Source organism: Euzebyella marina, from assembly GCF_003687485.1.
In the GTDB taxonomy this organism is placed as follows: domain Bacteria; phylum Bacteroidota; class Bacteroidia; order Flavobacteriales; family Flavobacteriaceae; genus Euzebyella; species Euzebyella marina.
In genome coordinates, this window is the sequence record NZ_CP032050.1 from 2,396,615 (window position 1) to 2,414,713 (window position 18,099).

Here is an 18,099-nt window from a genome sequence, read left to right on the forward strand (position 1 = left end):
ATTTTATAAATTAACCGTTTTACATGGCGGTAGATTCAGCTTCTGAATGAGCTTGGGCACTAGTGCTAGCTTTCATTTTACGAACCCAGAAATATAAGATGGTAAACAATACAATCAATATGATTGGAAAGACGGTCATAGTACCAATAGTGGCCTGACCCGCTACTAGATTAAGCTCATTTCCTGTTAAACCTTGGGCAGCTGCCATTTCTTGATCAGCATCGATCCAAGTACCGATTATCGGTTGAAAAATAGATGAAGAGAACATTCCGACACCACCCAAAATAGATAATCCCAAAGCACCACTCTTTGGTATCTTATCGGCGATAAAGCCCAACATGTTCGGCCAAAAATAGGCAATACCCAATGCAAAGAAAATAGCGGCAACATAAGCCATGGCTCCTGTTTGAGAGCTAAAGAGATACAATCCGACCAAGGCCAAAACCGCAGAGCCTAGAAGAACCCCGGTTTGGTCGAATTTTTTTACCATATCGCCACCAAAGAATCTGGCAACAGCCATAAGACCTGAGGTCAAGGCTAAAATTAACATAGGGTGGGCACCGCTATTTGATAATATGAGTCCGACCCATTGGTTAGGCCCAAACTCTGTAATAGCGGTCAACGCCATACAGACGACCATAAAAATGAATAGGGGAGACAGCATAGCTTTGATGTTTCCTGATAAGGTTGCAGCCTCCTCTACTTTTGCTTTTGGCCATGTTTGTCCAAAGAAAAGAAATGCGTAGATCAGGGCAGGTACCAAAAGCAACCACACTTGATTTTGACCTAAAATTCCCATTTGGGTCATACCTCCTGAAAGTAAACTTCCCAAAGCAATACCACCGGGGAACCACATGTGAAAGCGGTTCATCATTTTACTCATCCGATTTCCTTGATAGGCATCGGCAATCATTGGGTTACAGGCAGCCTCGGTACATCCGTTTCCAAGTCCTATTAAAAGGTTGGCTACTAGTAAACCCATATAGCTTCCTGAAAAGATCAAAAGTAAAATACCTATCGTATGTGCGAAAAATGCAAACTGCATAATTGATTTACCACCTACTTTGTGGTAAATAAGCCCTCCTATAACCATTGAAATCGGGAAGCCCAAAAACCACATGGAAGAAATAAGACCGGCTTCTCCGGCTGTCAATTCTAATTCTGTTTTTAGTTGGTCTAAGGTTCCTGCCGCAATGGCGAAAGAAAATGCTGTGGTAATCAATGCAAAGCAACTTGCATAAAAGAGTCGATTGGCATTAACTGCCTGTACATTCGTTGATGTTTCCATAAGGTATTATTTGGTTTATCGTTTTAAGTGCGCTCTTCCGATATGGTATAGAAAAGCAGTGTTTTTTGAGAAAATTGCAACGAAAGATAATTCAAAAATCCGTAATTGATAAAAAAAATACATTAGAAACGACAAATTACGGTGAAGTTGTTATCTTGATTTTTTCGAAACCAGCCTGATAAAAAGTTAAAAGAAAACTGTAATTTTCTCAAAGGCAGTAACTAAGACAAGCCCAAGGTTGACCTTGGAGTTAAAAAAACCGTAATATCATCAAAAACATAAGAACTCAAACGTTTGAGTGCGATATTATTTATATATTCACAGGATTATTGTTTAAAATCCAAATTCAACTAAACGACTGTAAGAAATGAAGAATTCTGATTCAAAAAATCAAAAATCACCTTTAGTTACCAATTCAAGAAGGGGGTTTGTAAAAAATACGGCCTTATTTACAGGGGGCGCCATGCTATTGCCTAATATGCAAATGAACGCTATGGTGAACGTATTGAACGATAAAAAATTAAAGCTGGCCTTAGTAGGCTGTGGCGGTAGAGGTACGGGTGCAGCGGTACAAGCGCTTACTGCCGACGAAAATATTGAGCTAGTGGCCATGGCCGATGCTTTTGAAGATCGTTTGCAAAGTAGTCTTATGAATATTTCGAAGGCTATGGGTGAAACCAAGAAGGTTAGTGTGAAAGAAAAGCATCGCTTTGTAGGTTTCGATGCGGCCGAGAAGGCCATTGATATGGCCGATGTGGTTATTTTGGCCACACCTCCAGGGTTTCGTCCTCAACATTTTGAATATGCCATAAATAATGGAAAGCACGTGTTTATGGAAAAACCGGTGGCAACCGATGTTCCCGGTGTTAGAAAAGTCTTGGCGGCGGCAAAGGTGGCCAAAGAGAAAAAGCTGAACGTGGTAGTAGGTCTTCAACGTCATTACCAAGACAGTTATCTGGCAGCTATAGACCATCTAAATAAAGATGCCATAGGTTCGATAGTTTCTGGTCAAGTGTATTGGAACAGTGGTGGTGTTTGGGTGCGTGAAAGACAGCCCGGCCAAAGTGAACTTGAATACCAAATGAGAAACTGGTACTACTTCAATTGGTTGTGCGGCGATCATATTTTAGAGCAACACATTCACAATATTGACGTAGCCAACTGGTTTATTGGGGAATACCCTATTTCCGCACAGGGAATGGGCGGTAGACAGGTTCGTACGGGTAAAGACCATGGTGAAATCTATGACCATCATTTTGTGGAGTTCACTTACCCTAGTGGAGCGGTCATTGCCAGTCAGTGTAGGCATATGCCAGAAACTATGAGCAGGGTATCGGAATTTTTTCAAGGTACGAAGGGAACCGTCTCGACAGAAGGAGACAACGCTACCCTAAAAGATTGGACCGGTCAAGTGATTTTTGAGCACAGAGGTAAAGATGATCCAAACCCGTATCAAGTAGAGCATATCAAACTTTTTGAATCCATAAGAAACGGAGGTGTTATTGCAGACGCTGAAAACGGTGCTAAAAGTACCATGAGTGCTATCATTGGTAGAATGGCCACCTATTCAGGAAAAGTAATTAAGTGGGATGAGGCGCTACAGTCAAATCTTGCTTTGGCTCCAGATACTTTGACATGGGATTCTCCGGCACCGGTTCAACCAAATGCCGAAGGTTTATATGATATACCTACCCCTGGCAAAACGCAAGTAATGTAAACCAGCATCAAATGCGATTTCTAAATATATGGGTATCCCTGCTTTTGGCAGGGATTCTTTTTTATTCCTGTAAAGAACAACAGAAAGAGAACGAGGTCTCTATCAATTCAAAGAAACCTAATATTATTTATATTCTGGCAGATGACTTGGGCTATGCCGAGCTTGGGGTTTACGGTCAAGAAAAAATAGAGACGCCCAACATCGATGCCTTGGCCCATTCCGGTATGTTATTTACACAACACTACAGCAGTGCTCCTGTGTGTGCCCCTGCCAGATATATGTTTCTTACCGGTAAGCATGCCGGCCATTCTTATATTAGAAGTAATTATGAATGGAAGGAAAGGGGAGATGTTTGGAACTACCGAGCCATGGCCAACGATTCCACATTAGAAGGGCAAGGCCCCATGCCGGAATCGACCGTTACCTTGGCGCACCGGTTTAAAGAGGCCGGTTACACTACAGGAATGGTCGGTAAATGGGGTTTGGGTGCGCCTCATACCCATTCAATTCCCAATAATATGGGTTTTGATTTCTTTTACGGGTTTAATTGTCAAAGACAGGCACATACCTATTATCCTTTACACCTTTACAAAAACAAGTCTAGGATACATCTGTCAAATGATACGATAGCCCCAAATACCAAATTGGTCAAGGGAGCTGACCCCAGTAATGATGATAGTTATGCTAATTACACTCTAAAGCAGTATGCACCTGATTTAATGTTCAAGGAGTTGACCAATTTTGTATCGGTTCATAAAGAGAATCCCTTTTTTCTTTATTGGGCGACGCCCTTGCCCCATGTAGCACTTCAAGCACCGAAAAAGTGGGTTGACTATTATATCGATAAGTTCGGGAATGAAGAACCTTACCTAGGTTCTAATGGTTACTTTCCGCATAAAAATCCGCATGCGGCCTATGCCGCGATGGTTTCTTACCTAGATGAGAATATTGGCCGTCTCGTACAGCAACTTAAAGATGAGGGAATCTATGAGAATACTTTGATTGTTTTTACTTCCGATAACGGACCTAGTTATGCCGGAGGTGCCGACCCTACTTTCTTCGATAGTGCAAAACCCTTCGACGGCACCTATGGTAAAGGCAAGGGGTATCTCTATGAGGGGGGCATTCGAGTGCCAATGACTGCTTCATGGCCAAATCATATTCAATCGGGTCAAAGAAGTGATTTGCCTTCTGTGCACTATGATATGCTGGCAACATTTGGCGAGGTAGCAGGTTTTGATATACCTACGGATACTGACGGAATCAGTATACTACCCACCTTACTGGGAGAAACCGACCAAAAAGAACATGAATATTTGTATTGGGAGTTTCCAAGTTATGGCGGGCAGGTAGCCATAAGAATGGGAGAATGGAAATTGGTAAGGCAGAACCTCTCAAACAAAGAACCTTCGACCTTGGAGCTCTATCATCTCAAGAACGACCCCACTGAACAGCACAACGTGGCAGACCAGCATCCGGAAATTGTAAAAAAGGCGGCGATGATTTTTAAAAATGAACGTGAAGCCCCTGAACTTGAACATTTTAAAATTCCTGAAATCGAGAATGGCCTTATTGCAGAAAATTAAGGTTAAATTTGACCTTCATTATCTCAACCTATGAAATTACCCTATCGTTTATTATTCTCGGCAATCTGTACTTTTCTATTGCTGGGTTGTAATGAAAAAGAAAAAAGTAAAAACAATCAAAAAGACAGTTCAACTGCCTCAATAGCACAGTCAACTGGAAAGATTGATACGACGGTGGTTAAAGATATTCCTGAAGGGGTCAATGTGCCTACTGGCATGGTATGGGTGCCCGGAGGTGTTTTTACGAAAGGGGCCGTTGCTAGTGATCAAATGGCAATGTCTCATGAAAGGCCTGCACACAAAGTAGCGGTAGACGGTTTTTTTATAGATGTTACCGAAGTTACAAATGGGCAGTTTAAAAAATTCGTAGAAGAAACAGGATACGTAACCGTAGCCGAGAGGGAAATTGATTGGGAAGAAATGAAAAAACAGCTGCCCGAAGGAACACCAAAACCTCACGATTCCATCATGCAGCCCGGGTCTTTAACGTTTAAAAAGGCAAAAAGTACCGTACCGAATCTCTATGATTTTTCTCAATGGTGGAAATGGACTATCGGTGCTAATTGGAGACACCCGAACGGACCGGATAGTAATATTGAAGGAAAAGATGACTTTCCTGTAGTGCAGGTGGCGTATGAAGATGCTTTGGCATATTGTGAATGGGCCAATAGACGTTTGCCTACAGAGGCCGAATGGGAATTGGCGGCTAGAGGCGATAATTTTGAGTCGGTCTATTTTTGGGGAAATTCAGGGGAAGGCCTTAACAAAAAAGCAAATACTTGGGAAGGAGAGTTTCCTGTAACGAACACATCAGAAGATGGCTTTGAGGGCCGCGCTCCGGTAAAATCATATCCTAGTAATAGTTTGGGGCTTTTTGACATGGCCGGAAATGTTTGGGAATGGACTTCTGACTGGTACAATAGTAATTACTACAATGAACTAAGCACTCAAAATACAATTGTCAAAAACCCTCAGGGTGCCACATCACCTTACAATGCTCGAGACCCTTATGCAAGAGAAAAGGTTATGAAAGGTGGCTCTTTTTTATGCAACGCATCTTATTGTGCGAGTTATAGGGTTTCTGCACGTATGGCAACAAGCCTTGATTCTTCTTTGGAACATTTGGGTTTCAGAACGGTAGCCACAACTGAAATGCTCAATGCTAAATAGTATCACGAATTTTTATGGAATTTCTACAGAATTTTAAATCACAACTGAGGGTGGTATCACCTGGCAGAATCAATATAATTGGCGAACATACCGATTATAATATGGGCTATGTTTTACCCACGGCAATCGAAAAGAATATCACTTTCGATTTTCAAGAAAATGGTTCTGAATCTATTTGTAATATATATAGTAAAACCTTTGATACCGGTTTTAGTTTTGATTTGACCAAGGTTGCTAAAAGCGAGGTCGAATGGCATAACTATATTCTAGGTGTGGTCAATGAAATACTACTGCGAGAACGAAACCTAAAGGGTTTTGATTGTGTTCTAGAGAGTAATCTACCAACTGGATCTGGCCTAAGTTCTTCGGCGGCTTTAGAATGTGGTCTGGCTTTCGGTCTGAACGAGTTATTCCAATTGAATTTGACCAAACTAGAGATGGTTCAGTTGTCTCAAACGGCAGAACACACCTATGCAGGTACGCAATGTGGTATTATGGATCAATATGCTTCCGTAATGAGTGAAGAAGGCCATGTGATTCTTTTAGATTGTCTATCCCTTGACAGCAGTTATATTCCAATCGATTTGAATCCCTACAAAATAATTCTCTTGAATACCAAAGTATCGCATAATTTGGCCACGAGTGAATACAATGTGAGAAAAATGGAGTGCGAGCAGGGGGTTGCCATTATTCAGCAAAGTTACCCTGAGGTAAAATCTTTAAGGGATGTTACGCAGGAAATGTTACAATATTGTAAAGGTGAACTTTCGGAGACGGTTTTTAAAAGATGTTCTTTTATAGTAGATGAAAACGAAAGGGTTATTCAAATGACCGAATATTTAAAAAAGAACGATTTAACGGCAGTTGGTGAGTTGTTGTACGAGGCCCACGATGGTATTAGTCGACTTTACGAAGTAAGTTGCCCAGAGTCTGACTTTTTGGTTGATTTCTCAAAAGAATATTCCGGTGTGTTGGGAGCAAGGCAAACTGGGGGTGGATTCGGAGGTTGCACCCTGAATATTGTTCACGAAGACCAATTAGAAGAATTCACGGAAGCGGCAAAAGAGGCCTATAAGAAAAAGTTCGACATTCTCTTAGAAATCTTTGAAGTGAAACCTAGTGGCGGTACGCGAATAGTTGAAGCCAGCTAGTGAACAGAGGTGTTCAATAGGGCTTCTTCCAGTTCTAGTTTTTTATGACGGCTTAAAGGAATTTGTTCTCCGCATAGCTCCACATACTGACTGTTATAGCGGTCTACACGATTCAGGTTTATGATATACGATTTATGAATTCGTAAAAAATCGTCAGAAGGAAGCTGCGTCATAAAACCTTTCATGGTACTTAAAACCAATAAGTTTTCATTATCAGTTATGATTTTAAGATAATCACCAAGACCTTCGATCCAACGAATGTCTTTCAGATAGACTTTTACTCTTTTCAGCTTACTGTTCACGAAAATATGGCCCTCTTCTTCATTTGGGGCACCTTTGGTTCTCAAAATAGCCTTTTGTACCGACTTGTTGAACCTTTCAAAATTGATAGGCTTGAGAAGATAATCGGTAACATCATAATCGAAAGCCTGCATGGCATAATCGGCCTTTGAGGTAATGAGTATGATCTGTGGCCGGTCTTTCAAAGCCTCCATAAACTGAAAACCGTTGATAACCGGCATTTCAATATCCAAGAACACAAGGTCTATCTGTTGATCAACGAGCCCTTTTTGTGCCTTGATGCCATTTTCATAGTCAGCAATCAAGACCAAATTCTTGTGATCATTTATAAGTTTTGAAACCGCTGTTCTTTGAGTTTTTGAATCGTCAATAACAACGCACTTCAGTGTTTGAATACTCATGTCTATTTTTTCATTGAAACAGAGGTCAAATTTGGTATTTCAGTTCACCATTTTTGAAAGTAGAATGTGAATCAAAATCCGGGCTCTGCTTCTAGTTCACCCCATATGCAAATATACTACTTTACAAATTCATAAAGATCAATTAACAATATTGCCAAATACTCAAAATTTATTGACTTTCATGAACTATAAAAGTTTTAAAGACCCAAAGCCAGCATGAGTTCAGACCGCCTCTTGCGACTTATAGGCATTTGATGACCTTCAACCTCGACCACAGCATGGTTCAAGTTTTGAACACGGTTGATATTGATGATGTAAGATTTGTGTATTCTTATAAAGTGTTCGGCAGGTAACTCTTTCTCAAAAGCCTTCATTGAGCTGAGTACCACATGGTTTGATTTTTGGGTCACCAATTTTATGTAATCACCCAATGCTTCTATCCACTTGATATCGCAGTAATTTATCTTAACTTTTCTTAGGTTACTTTTGACAAAGAAGTGAGCCTTTTCTTCTGCATCTGCCCTTAACTTGAGGTTCTCTTTGGCTCGATTGACCGCTTTTCTGAATCTATCATAAGAGACCGGTTTTAATAAATAGTCGGTAATGTGGTAATCGAATGCTTTAGCAGCATAATCAGCCTTATCGCAGAGTAAAATGATTTCTGGCTTTCCGTGAAAAGTGTCGATTAAATCGAAAGCATTTATGAGAGGCATTTCTATGTCTAAAAAGACAATATCGGCAATCTGGTCTATACTTTCTTTTTTGGCATGAATGGCGTTTCGAAAAGAACCCTCATGTTGAAGGGCCGTATGGCCCTCAATTAATTGTGACAATTTATTTCTATGATTGTCGGAAGCATCAACAATTACTGTTCTCAATTTTTCCATTTTCGTAAGTTTTCATCGGTCTCTACCGTACCTACGAAATAATTGAGAGAGGGTTTGTTTTTATAAAATTATTTTTCGTTTGGTTCTAATACAAAGGTGTTGCTGCATTGATTTGGTAGTTTGTAAGACAAATCGTTTATTGCCGACTAATGCCCTATAACTTTTGATAACTTTTGCAAAGGGCTTATATCAAAAAAGTTACATTTGTTTTTTTAAATTTTATAAACGAGCAATCAATTATGGCTGAGAACATAGAAAGAGTGAAAACATTGATTATCGGTTCTGGTCCTGCGGGTTATACAGCTGCTATTTATGCGTCAAGGGCTGACCTAAAACCGGTTCTTTATACGGGAATGGAGCCTGGGGGGCAACTTACCACTACGACCGAGGTAGATAATTTTCCTGGTTATCCTGAAGGTATCGATGGTCCTACCATGATGGTCCAGTTGCAACAACAGGCCGAAAGATTTGGCACTGACGTGCGAATCGGTATGGTAACTTCTGTCGATTTAAGCGATGAGATCGGTGGTATACATAAGATAACTGTTGATAACAGTAAAGAAATTGAGGCCGAAACAATTATTATTTCAACAGGTGCCTCTGCCAAATATTTGAATATTCCTAGTGAACAACGTCTGAGGGGTGGGGGCGTTTCTGCCTGTGCGGTTTGTGATGGCTTTTTCTACAAAGGTCAAGATGTTGCAATTGTAGGTGCCGGTGATACTGCCGCCGAAGAAGCTTCTTACTTGGCGAATATTTGTAACAAGGTAACCATGTTGGTCAGAAAAGATTACATGAGAGCTTCAAAGGCGATGCAGCATAGGGTCAATAGCCTCAAGAATATCGAGGTGAGATACAATACCGAGGTTGATGAGGTTTTGGGAGACCAAGTAGTTGAAGGTCTTCGGGTAGTTAATAACGATACCGGTGAAAAAGATGAGATAGCCATAACAGGGTTGTTCATTGCTATCGGCCATAAGCCTAACACCGATATTTTTAAAGGTCAGTTAGATATGGATGAAACAGGTTATATCATTACCAAAGGAAAATCTACCAAGACGAACAAGCCTGGTGTATTTGCCAGTGGAGATGCTCAGGATAAAGAATACAGACAGGCCGTAACTGCCGCAGGTACGGGTTGTATGGCCGCTTTAGATGCCGAGCGTTACTTAGCTACTGTTGAAACAGAAAAAGAGGTTGTCTAAGAAAAAGATAATCTTGAGAAATAAAAAATCCGGCCAATTTGAGCCGGATTTTTTTTGAAGTAAATGTTAGAATGGTGTTAATCTATTCTCCTGTAATTTTCAGAGAAGGTTCGATTACCATTTTGATCAAGTGATATTTGGCTATAGGAATTGTCATCTAGAACCAGTTCAAATTTAAACGATTCAATCGTATCTTGAATACTCATCATTACTTTTGATCCATATTCCAAACGCTCTTCCAAACTATTATCAGTGGTATTATAAGAACCGTAGCCGAACCATTCGTTCGGATCTTCGGGCGAATAACGCGTCCACATGACTTTTCCTTTACTATAAATCTTTACTTGCTGATATCCGTTCGTATTGGGTATGGTGTCCGAAACATAACCGTCTTCCCAATTGTAACGGTTGATAAGTTCCCAAGTGCCCTCTAACGTAGGGGCCGTTTGAGGTTTTGAAGATGTGTATATGGTAGCCGATACCAAAAATAACATCAGGAAAACCAATCCGAATAGTTTTTTCATAATACAGTGTTTTAAAGGATTGATATTCAATTTGCAATAATAAGATACGATATTTTTTGAATTATTATTAATATTTCTCTTGTTAATTAGAAATTATTTAATTCACGTAAAGCAGTTTGACATTGTAATATTTTTAAATAGGAAGGTGGTGAAAACCTATATCGTAAAAAGCGGTACTACAATTTGACAATATGCTATTTCTTACATGAGAAGTACCAAATGGCTATCATTTTGTTATATTTAAGTTAAACTAGTTAACTAAAAGTTATATGAGAAACATTACGATTGCTATGATCGCTCTCTTATGTGTACAATTCACGTGGGGGCAAATGATTTCTGGAAACGTCACTGACAGCTCGGGTGAACCCTTACCCGGTGTGTCCATTATCGTTTCTGGAACAACCAAGGGTACTACGACTAACTTCGATGGAGAATATTCCATTGAAGCAACTTCAGGAGATATTCTTGAATTTACTTATTTAGGCATGTTGGCCCAGCAGGTTGAAGTTGCAAATCAGACCAGTGTAAATGTGGTTATGCAAGAAGATTCTGAACAACTTGACGAGGTAATCGTTACGGCGTTCGGTATTTCGCAAGAGAAGAAAGCCTTGGGGTATGCAGCTCAAAGTATTGATGCGGAGGCCATAACCCAAACCAAACAAACAAATATTGTAAATGCCCTTCAAGGTCAAGTGGCCGGTGTTCAGATTACCAACTCCGGGGGTGCGCCAGGTCAAAGTGCAAGGATTATCATACGCGGAATCAACTCTTTAGACCCATCTGCCGATAACCAACCCTTATTCGTGGTCGATGGTGTGCCTATAGATAACTCAACGGTAGAGGCAGGTGTCAATGATAATGGTAATACCCCTCGTGGGCTTTCAAACCGTGCTTCTGATATCAACCCTAATGATATAGAATCGATGTCGGTGTTAAAAGGTGCCGCTGCAACAGCTCTTTATGGGGTAAGAGCAGCGAATGGGGCCGTCATCATTACGACCAAAAAAGGTGCGGCAGGTCAAGTAAAGATCAACCTGAACACATCGGTCGGTTTCGAAGAATTGAATCGTCTGCCAAAGCTTCAAAAAGAATACGGTCAAGGATTTAGTGGCGAGTATGATCCATCAAGCTTTTGGCCTTCATGGGGTGCGCCAATTGCAGAGATAGCTCAAGACGTACCGGGCCATAAGTATCAAGATAACTGGAACCGAGCATTTGACACCGGTATACAGACCGACCACAGTATTAGTGTATCAGGTGGTAGCGAAAATGCGACGTTCTATGGTTCTTTCGGTAGATTTGACCAAAAGGGTATTATTCCCTTTAGTGATTGGGCGCGTACATCGGCCAAAATTTCTGGAACGTTAAAGCTCAATGAGAAATTTGATTTTAGTGGTTCTATCAACTATACCAATTCTGGTGGTAACAGGGTACCCCATGATAGGTTTATGGAGCGTATGATGTATTGGGCAGAGACCCAAGATGTTCGTGACTACATCAATCCAGATGGTACGATGAAAACATATAGTAATACCAATCCTATTTATGATGCTAGGTTCAGTACCTATAAAGACGATGTAAATAGGGTTATCGGTAACTTAAACTTTAATTACAGTCCTTGGGAGTGGATGACACTTTCTTATCGTTTGGGAACTGACTTTTATACTGATATGAGAACCGAGATTACTCCAGGACCGAAAGGTATAGATAATGAAGTAGCCCTAAGTTCAACCGGTTTTATCGAAGAGACCAGAATTAATAGTAAGGATATTACTTCGAACTTCTACATAACCCTGAAAAAAGATTGGAACGACGATTTCAACACCACGCTTCGCTTAGGTAACGATATATTTCAAAGAAAATTCGATAGGGTATTTTTAAGGGGTGAAAATTATGTAATTCCAGATTTTTTTAATGTCAACAATACCCGTCAAATATTTACGGGCCAAGCAAAAAGTATCAGAAGGCTAGTCGGTTTCTACGGCGATTTGATGGTCAATTACAAAGACTTTCTTTATCTGAACCTGACAGGTAGAAATGATATTTCATCGACTTTGCCGAAAGACAATAACTCTTTCTTTTATCCTTCTGTAAATCTTGGATATGTCTTCACCGAGAATTTTGAGACACCAAGTTGGTTTACCTTCGGTAAACTGAGGGCTTCTTGGGCACAGGTTGGTAAAGACACCAACCCTCATATTCTAGGGGCTACTTTTGTAAGCGATGATATTTTTCCTCTAAATGGTCAAGTAGGGTTTAGCCGTAACAGCGAGTTTGGTGACCCTGAACTTAAACCCGAGTTGACAACATCAGTTGAATTTGGAACGCAGTTGTCTTTTTTAGATAGTAGATTAGATTTAGATGTCACTTACTATAAATCAAATGCCGAAGATCAAATTATTCCTGTTCCGATATCTGATGGCACGGGGTTCTCTTCTTACATAACCAACGCAGGGGAAATTGAGAATAGTGGTTTCGAAGTAGTACTTAGCGGCGATATAATCAAGAAAAGTGATTTTCAATGGACGGCGACTGCCAACCTTTCTATGAACAACAATGAGATCAAGTCAATTCGTGAAGGAATAGATGAAATTGTAATCGGATCTCAATTTGGTTACGCCGGTAGTACCGTTACCATGAAATTGATAAAGGGTGATGCCTACGGAAATTTATATGGTACTAGTTATGAGCGTTTTGGTGCCGATGAAAATGCGGTATCCCTCAATAATGGCCTGCCGACAGTAATCGGTGATAATGGTTTTCCTCTAACCAATTCAAATCAGTTAATATTGGGCAATGCAGTGCCTAAATGGATAGGGGGTCTTCGAAACATGTTTTCATACAAAAACTTAGAGTTAAGCTTTTTGGTAGATTTCAGGGCCGATGTTGAGCAGTACAACCAATTTGATAATTTCTTATCGGCCTTTGGTAAAAATGAATATACTCTCACGAGAAATGACTTCAAGGTTTTTGATGGTGTTCTCGCAGACGGCTCGCCCAACACGCAAGAAGTTTGGTTAGGGCAAGGTGTAGGGCCTGATGGAGTTGATTACGGAGCAGGTTTTTGGAGGAATTACTACCGAGGGGTTAGCGAAAACTTCGTTCAAGATGCCAGTTATGTGAAATTGAGAAACATCTCATTGGCCTATACCTTTGGTGACAGGGTGCTTGATAGAATACCTTTTAAGTCGATGCGAGTGTCTTTGGCAGCTAACAATATTATTTTGTACTCACCGTGGGATGGTTTTGATCCAGAATCATTTTCAGCTGGTGCAGGTGGCAATGCCGTAGGCTTTACCGGACTTGGTTTTCCAGGTACGCAGAGCTATTTTCTAACTTTTAACTTCGGACTATAAATGGTAATGGGCAACATTTGTCCATCCTAATAAATATAAGACATATGAAGATTTCAGATAATATTAAAAGAATTTTCGCGATAGGCCTGATATTGGTTCTATCGGCGTGCGATTCCTATCTCGATGTAAACGAAAACCCCAATAATCCTCAAGATGCTCCTATCTCTGGGTTAATGATCAATAGCGTTTATGAATCGGCGTATAATGTTTTTCGCGTGGGCGATATAACATCAAATTACGTTCAGTACCTGGCATCACCGAACCCGGCAAGTTCATCTGATACCATGGATCCTGTCAGTAACAACACTACTTGGTTCAGGCTGTATAATGTAATGACCGACCTTGTTGTTTTAATCGATAAGGCCGAAGAACAGGGGGCTGGTCATTATCAGGGAGCTGCACAAGTTCTAATGGCCTTGAACTTGGGTATGGGCGTCGATATTTTTGGAGACATGCCCTACAGCGAAGGTTTTAATTTTGAAACGGTTACACCGGTTTACGATTCTGACGAATCGCTGTATACAGTTATATTGAATTACCTAGATCAAGGTATCGCTAATTTGCAAGGCCCTACGACCTCAAGTCTAGGGGATGACGATTTTCTTTATGCAGGTGATATCGATAAATGGATTGCTTTTGCATACACTTTAAAAGCAAGGTATATGGTACACGTGAAAGATTTACCTTCTTATGATGCAGATGAGTTATTGAATGCAGTCGATAACGGTTTCGCATCTAATGATGCCAATGCACAACTTTCATTTTTTGAGCAGTCTATTAACCCATGGTCAGATGTGGCCCGTGATAATGCGAATTTGGTTTTAGGCGGATGGATTTCGGAACAATTCATTGAAGCACTTGATGGTACCACCTATACTACGGTAGACCCTAGATTGCCTTTGATGGTCGGGGCCACTGATGACGGTGAATACATAGGTACAGTTAATGGTGCAGGAAGAGGCAACGCGCCGGAACAAGGTGCGAGAAGTACTCTAATAGAAGACCAGTACTATACGGGCCAAACCTCGCCAGTTCTAATCAGCACTTTTAGCGAATTGAAATTTATTGAGGCAGAAGCCGCTTTTGAAGGCGATAAGCCTCGTGCCTATCAGGCGTATCTTGACGGTATTGCTGCGCATATGCAAATGTTAGAAGTTGCCCAGGAGGATATTGATGCATATTTGGCCAGCCCAGAAGTATCGATGGGTGAGGGGGCTTTTACCATTGATGATATTTTCAAGGAGAAATGGGTGGCAATGTTCTTGCATCCGGAAACATGGAATGATGCCAGAAGATACGACTATCAATATGAGAATATGACCTTGCCTGCCAATTTAAACCCTGATTTGAATGGCCAGTATATAAGAAGGCTGCCATATCCAGATAATGAGGTCAGTAGAAACGGTGGTAACGTACCTTCGGTGACCTTGTTGGACCGAATTTTTTGGGATGTAGAATAATTTAAGAGAATTAAATTTCTGGGAGGACGTTGAGACATTTTAATAAATGTCCAATGTCCTCTTTTTTATGGGCCGCACTCAAAACGATTCGGCTCATTAACTGGGCGTCTTCATCTGGGTACGGAAAGCTGGTCACTATAATCTTAAGCGCCTCTAGATACTCCGTAAGTTGAACATCAGAAAATGTAAAGGCGGGATGGTCTGCCATGTAGTGAAACTTCTTTTTGTGCTTCAATAAAAGCAAAAAATAGTCGATGTTTTCCTTTAGCAACTTTCGCTGTACACCGTAAAGGTCTTGTGCCTCGATAAAGGTTCCTATAGATGCAGGTGTCGCCGGGCTCGCCCCTCCAAAAAAAGCGGTTTTTTCCAAGGCATCCAATCTTTGCCGGTTGCCAAAAATGGCACCTCCTTGAATGGCATAGCCTTTTCCGAGCGAACAGCAGACTATCAGCTCTCTCGGCTTAAGCTTTAAAAGCGAACGATAAACACCTCCTCCTTCCTGCCCGACGATTCCGATACCATGCGAATCGTCAACCACTAAGATAACTTCATCTAAAGGCAGGGTCTGTAGCGCTTCAAATTTAGGATAGTTGCATCCTGAGAAGTCAATGGCATCTAAAAACACAACGGGTATTTCTTTGATGTTTCGTGTAGAAAGGTGTTCTCTAACTGCTATGTTTAAAGCTGTAAATGTGGTATATGGACGAATCTTACTTTGGTAGAGTGCTGCGTGGGTATTAGGTGCATAGAATAACTGATGGTATTTATTATTGAAGGTTTGCGACATTAATTGCCCCGCCAAATAACCCGACGATAAGGTTAGCGAACGTTCGCAGCCCACAATATTCGATAATAGCTTCTCGGCTTTATCAAAAACATCAATTTGAATATTCGACTTTCGGGAGGCACCGTAGTTGGTTCCGTATTTTTTTAGGTTATCGATGAATAAGTTCTGAAATTCTTCATTTGTCTGCAGCCCCAAATAACCGGTTCCCCCGAAATAGAGATAACTTTCTCCATCGAGGTTGAGTTTTCTACCAGGAAATGAACCTATATGATAACTCATTACTTCATCGTTATACCTGATCCTGCCAGTTCAGGAAACTTTAATTCTCCGTTTTGTAAGATCTTTACTCCTTCGGCGATATCGTTTTTGATAAGAAGGGGGCCATCCATATCTACATAATCCAATTGTGGTAGTAATTGGGCAATGGCCGAAATGCCTACGGTTGATTCGGTCATGCAACCGACCATGACCTTCAGGCCCATTTGTTTTGCTTTCTCTATCATACGTAGGGCAGGGGTAAGACCGCCGCATTTGGTCAACTTGATATTGATACCATTGAAATGAAGGCCACATTTTTCAACGTCTTCTTCAACGATACAGCTTTCGTCGGCGATAACTGGTAGCACACTTTGGTGAACTACTTTTTCCATACCTTCCCAATCATCTGCTTTTAAGGGTTGCTCTAGAAACTCAACACCTAAATCTTTGAGTAGAGGGGCATTTTGAATAGTTTCTTCGGCCGACCAAGCACAATTGGCGTCGATTCTGAAAATGGCATCGCTATGTTTTCGCAGTTCTTTAACGATAGCCACATCGTCATCAGTTCCTAATTTTATTTTATAAATGGGCCATGGCATTTCTTTCATTTTTGCAACCATTTTTTCAATGGGGGCAATTCCGATGGTATAATTGGTAATCGGGTAATAGTCTTTTGAGGTTCCCCAAACTTCATATAGGGGTTTATCATGTATTTTGCCATACAAGTCCCAAGCGGCAAGGTCAAGCGCACAAATGGCAAAATTAGAAAGTTGACAATCTTTCAAAAATTGGTGAAATATTTCTGGTCTATCAAAATCAAAGGTTTCGATTTCAGACCGAATGGCCTCTATCTCGGCCATCATGCTTTCAATGGTGATTTTATAGTAGGGATTAGAGGTACTCTCACCAAAACCTACTTTACCGTTAATTTCTAGACCAACAATCAGTGTGTTTTGAAAGTCATGTGATTCACGCGAAATGCTAAAGGTGTGCTTAAGCTCAAGCACTTTTTTGTCGAGGGTCAGTTGCATAGCGAATTAGCTTTATACGAAGATAGCAAGACCTAACGACCCATTTAAATTCAAACGGTCTTTTTTTAAAAAGCAAAACCCCCATTGAGGCATGGGGGTTTAGGTGTTTACGGTTGTCATAGATTAATATTGATGTACACTACCTGAAACGGATTTTTTTTGGGAAACGTTGGGCTCACCTGAGTACGATATGTTGCCCCCGCTACTGGCATCGGCAACCAACGATTTCGCGACCATGATTTTTACGTTACCTCCACTGCTAGCACCTGCATTACAGGTTTGGCTTTGAAAGTCGCTTGCATTGATGTTGCCACCAGAACTTACATCGATGTCTGCATGTTCGGTATCACCGGCGATATTGATATTTGATCCGCTACTGGCATCGATCGATACATTTTTAGAATCGAGCGCCAAGTTGATTTGAGCACCACTACTGCCATCGATTTGTAAATCTTCGGCTACTAAAGAGTTTTCTGTTTTCATCTGTGCGCCACTTGAGGCACTCAAACTGCTCACTTGGGGTAATGAGACGAAAACCTTTTTGGTTGCCCTACCAATATTCGATTCTGCATGAATACGTAGTTTACCATTTTCAATATCGGTCGCTATCAAATCGATGATATTTTCATCGGCTTGAACTTCAATATTGAAATCATCGTTTTGGGTGATGTACACCTCAAGACCTTCGGAGACCGATATTTCGTCAAAATCTCCACTTACGTTACGGTTTTCGGTAACCACGTGGCCATTACCCGGCTTTCCGGTACTGAAGTCTCCAATGTTGATGTCGAAACCACAGGAAGAAAGAAATATGGCTACTATGAAAGCGATTGCTACGCGTACTAAAGTTGTCATGACTGTTGGTTTTTAGATTGTTGATTTAAGTTTTTCGATTGATGGGAACAAAGATGTACGATAACGACGAATGAAGTCAATATATGTTACCGAACTGTTCTTTTATATTGATGAATTGTTTAA

14 protein-coding genes are annotated in these 18,099 nt (G+C 40.8%); 7 read left to right on the plus strand and 7 right to left on the minus strand.

The window, feature by feature from the left end; translation table 11 throughout:
- Positions 1-19: 19 nt before the first annotated feature.
- Positions 20-1,288, minus strand: coding sequence for an MFS transporter (locus D1013_RS10190; protein ID WP_121848731.1), 1,269 nt, complete (start codon positions 1,286-1,288; stop codon positions 20-22).
- A gap of 367 nt (positions 1,289-1,655) precedes the next feature.
- On the opposite strand from D1013_RS10190, the gene D1013_RS10195 reads away from it, so the two are divergent.
- From D1013_RS10195 to galK, 4 genes are read left to right on the plus strand one after another with little or no spacing between them, the layout of a single operon-like run.
- Positions 1,656-3,005: a Gfo/Idh/MocA family protein gene (locus tag D1013_RS10195; protein WP_121848732.1), complete on the plus strand. Its 1,350-nt coding sequence runs from the start codon at positions 1,656-1,658 to the stop codon at positions 3,003-3,005.
- Positions 3,006-3,016: 11 nt separating this feature from the next.
- Positions 3,017-4,591, plus strand: a complete 1,575-nt coding sequence (locus D1013_RS10200; protein WP_121848733.1) for an arylsulfatase — start codon at positions 3,017-3,019, stop codon at positions 4,589-4,591.
- 30 nt (positions 4,592-4,621) lie between these two features.
- Complete coding sequence (locus tag D1013_RS10205; RefSeq protein ID WP_121848734.1) at positions 4,622-5,761, plus strand: formylglycine-generating enzyme family protein; 1,140 nt, start codon at positions 4,622-4,624, stop codon at positions 5,759-5,761.
- Positions 5,762-5,775: 14 nt separating this feature from the next.
- On the plus strand, positions 5,776-6,912 hold the full coding sequence (gene galK / locus D1013_RS10210) for a galactokinase (protein ID WP_121848735.1): 1,137 nt from the start codon (positions 5,776-5,778) through the stop codon (positions 6,910-6,912).
- On the opposite strand, the gene D1013_RS10215 is transcribed toward galK, so the two are convergent.
- Complete coding sequence (locus D1013_RS10215) at positions 6,909-7,613, minus strand: LytR/AlgR family response regulator transcription factor (RefSeq protein ID WP_121848736.1); 705 nt, start codon at positions 7,611-7,613, stop codon at positions 6,909-6,911. The genes galK and D1013_RS10215 overlap by 4 nt on opposite strands.
- Before the next feature lie 197 nt (positions 7,614-7,810).
- Positions 7,811-8,500, minus strand: coding sequence for a LytR/AlgR family response regulator transcription factor (locus tag D1013_RS10220; protein ID WP_121848737.1), 690 nt, complete (start codon positions 8,498-8,500; stop codon positions 7,811-7,813).
- Positions 8,501-8,739: 239 nt separating this feature from the next.
- On the opposite strand from D1013_RS10220, the gene trxB reads away from it, so the two are divergent.
- Positions 8,740-9,705 carry a thioredoxin-disulfide reductase gene (trxB, locus tag D1013_RS10225; RefSeq protein ID WP_121850681.1) on the plus strand — a complete coding sequence of 322 codons (966 nt, stop codon included), beginning with the start codon at positions 8,740-8,742 and terminating at the stop codon, positions 9,703-9,705.
- A 77-nt stretch (positions 9,706-9,782) separates the two neighbouring features.
- Here the strand turns inward: trxB and D1013_RS10230 are convergent, their stop codons facing one another.
- The gene (locus tag D1013_RS10230; protein ID WP_121848738.1) at positions 9,783-10,229 is read right to left on the minus strand and encodes a hypothetical protein; all 447 of its coding nucleotides are present in this window, start codon (positions 10,227-10,229) and stop codon (positions 9,783-9,785) included.
- A 269-nt stretch (positions 10,230-10,498) separates the two neighbouring features.
- Between D1013_RS10230 and D1013_RS10235 the strand changes: the two genes are divergently transcribed.
- Together D1013_RS10235 and D1013_RS10240 are read left to right on the plus strand one after the other, a co-directional pair.
- Entirely contained in the window at positions 10,499-13,585 is a 3,087-nt protein-coding gene (locus tag D1013_RS10235; protein ID WP_121848739.1) for a SusC/RagA family TonB-linked outer membrane protein, read from the plus strand.
- Between the two features lie 44 nt (positions 13,586-13,629).
- A complete protein-coding gene (locus D1013_RS10240; RefSeq protein WP_121848740.1) occupies positions 13,630-15,045 on the plus strand; it encodes a SusD/RagB family nutrient-binding outer membrane lipoprotein in 1,416 nt (471 codons plus the stop codon).
- 10 nt (positions 15,046-15,055) lie between these two features.
- Here D1013_RS10240 and D1013_RS10245 read toward each other — a convergent pair whose 3' ends face one another.
- The 3 genes from D1013_RS10245 to D1013_RS10255 form a co-directional block, all read right to left on the minus strand.
- Positions 15,056-16,111, minus strand: coding sequence for a PLP-dependent aminotransferase family protein (locus D1013_RS10245; RefSeq protein ID WP_121848741.1), 1,056 nt, complete (start codon positions 16,109-16,111; stop codon positions 15,056-15,058).
- Positions 16,111-17,121 carry a dipeptide epimerase gene (locus D1013_RS10250; protein WP_121848742.1) on the minus strand — a complete coding sequence of 337 codons (1,011 nt, stop codon included), beginning with the start codon at positions 17,119-17,121 and terminating at the stop codon, positions 16,111-16,113. The genes D1013_RS10245 and D1013_RS10250 overlap by 1 nt, the downstream gene beginning before the upstream one ends.
- A gap of 123 nt (positions 17,122-17,244) precedes the next feature.
- Positions 17,245-17,976 (minus strand): head GIN domain-containing protein, encoded by a 732-nt coding sequence (locus tag D1013_RS10255; RefSeq protein ID WP_121848743.1) that lies wholly within the window; start codon positions 17,974-17,976, stop codon positions 17,245-17,247.
- Positions 17,977-18,099 lie beyond the last annotated feature (123 nt).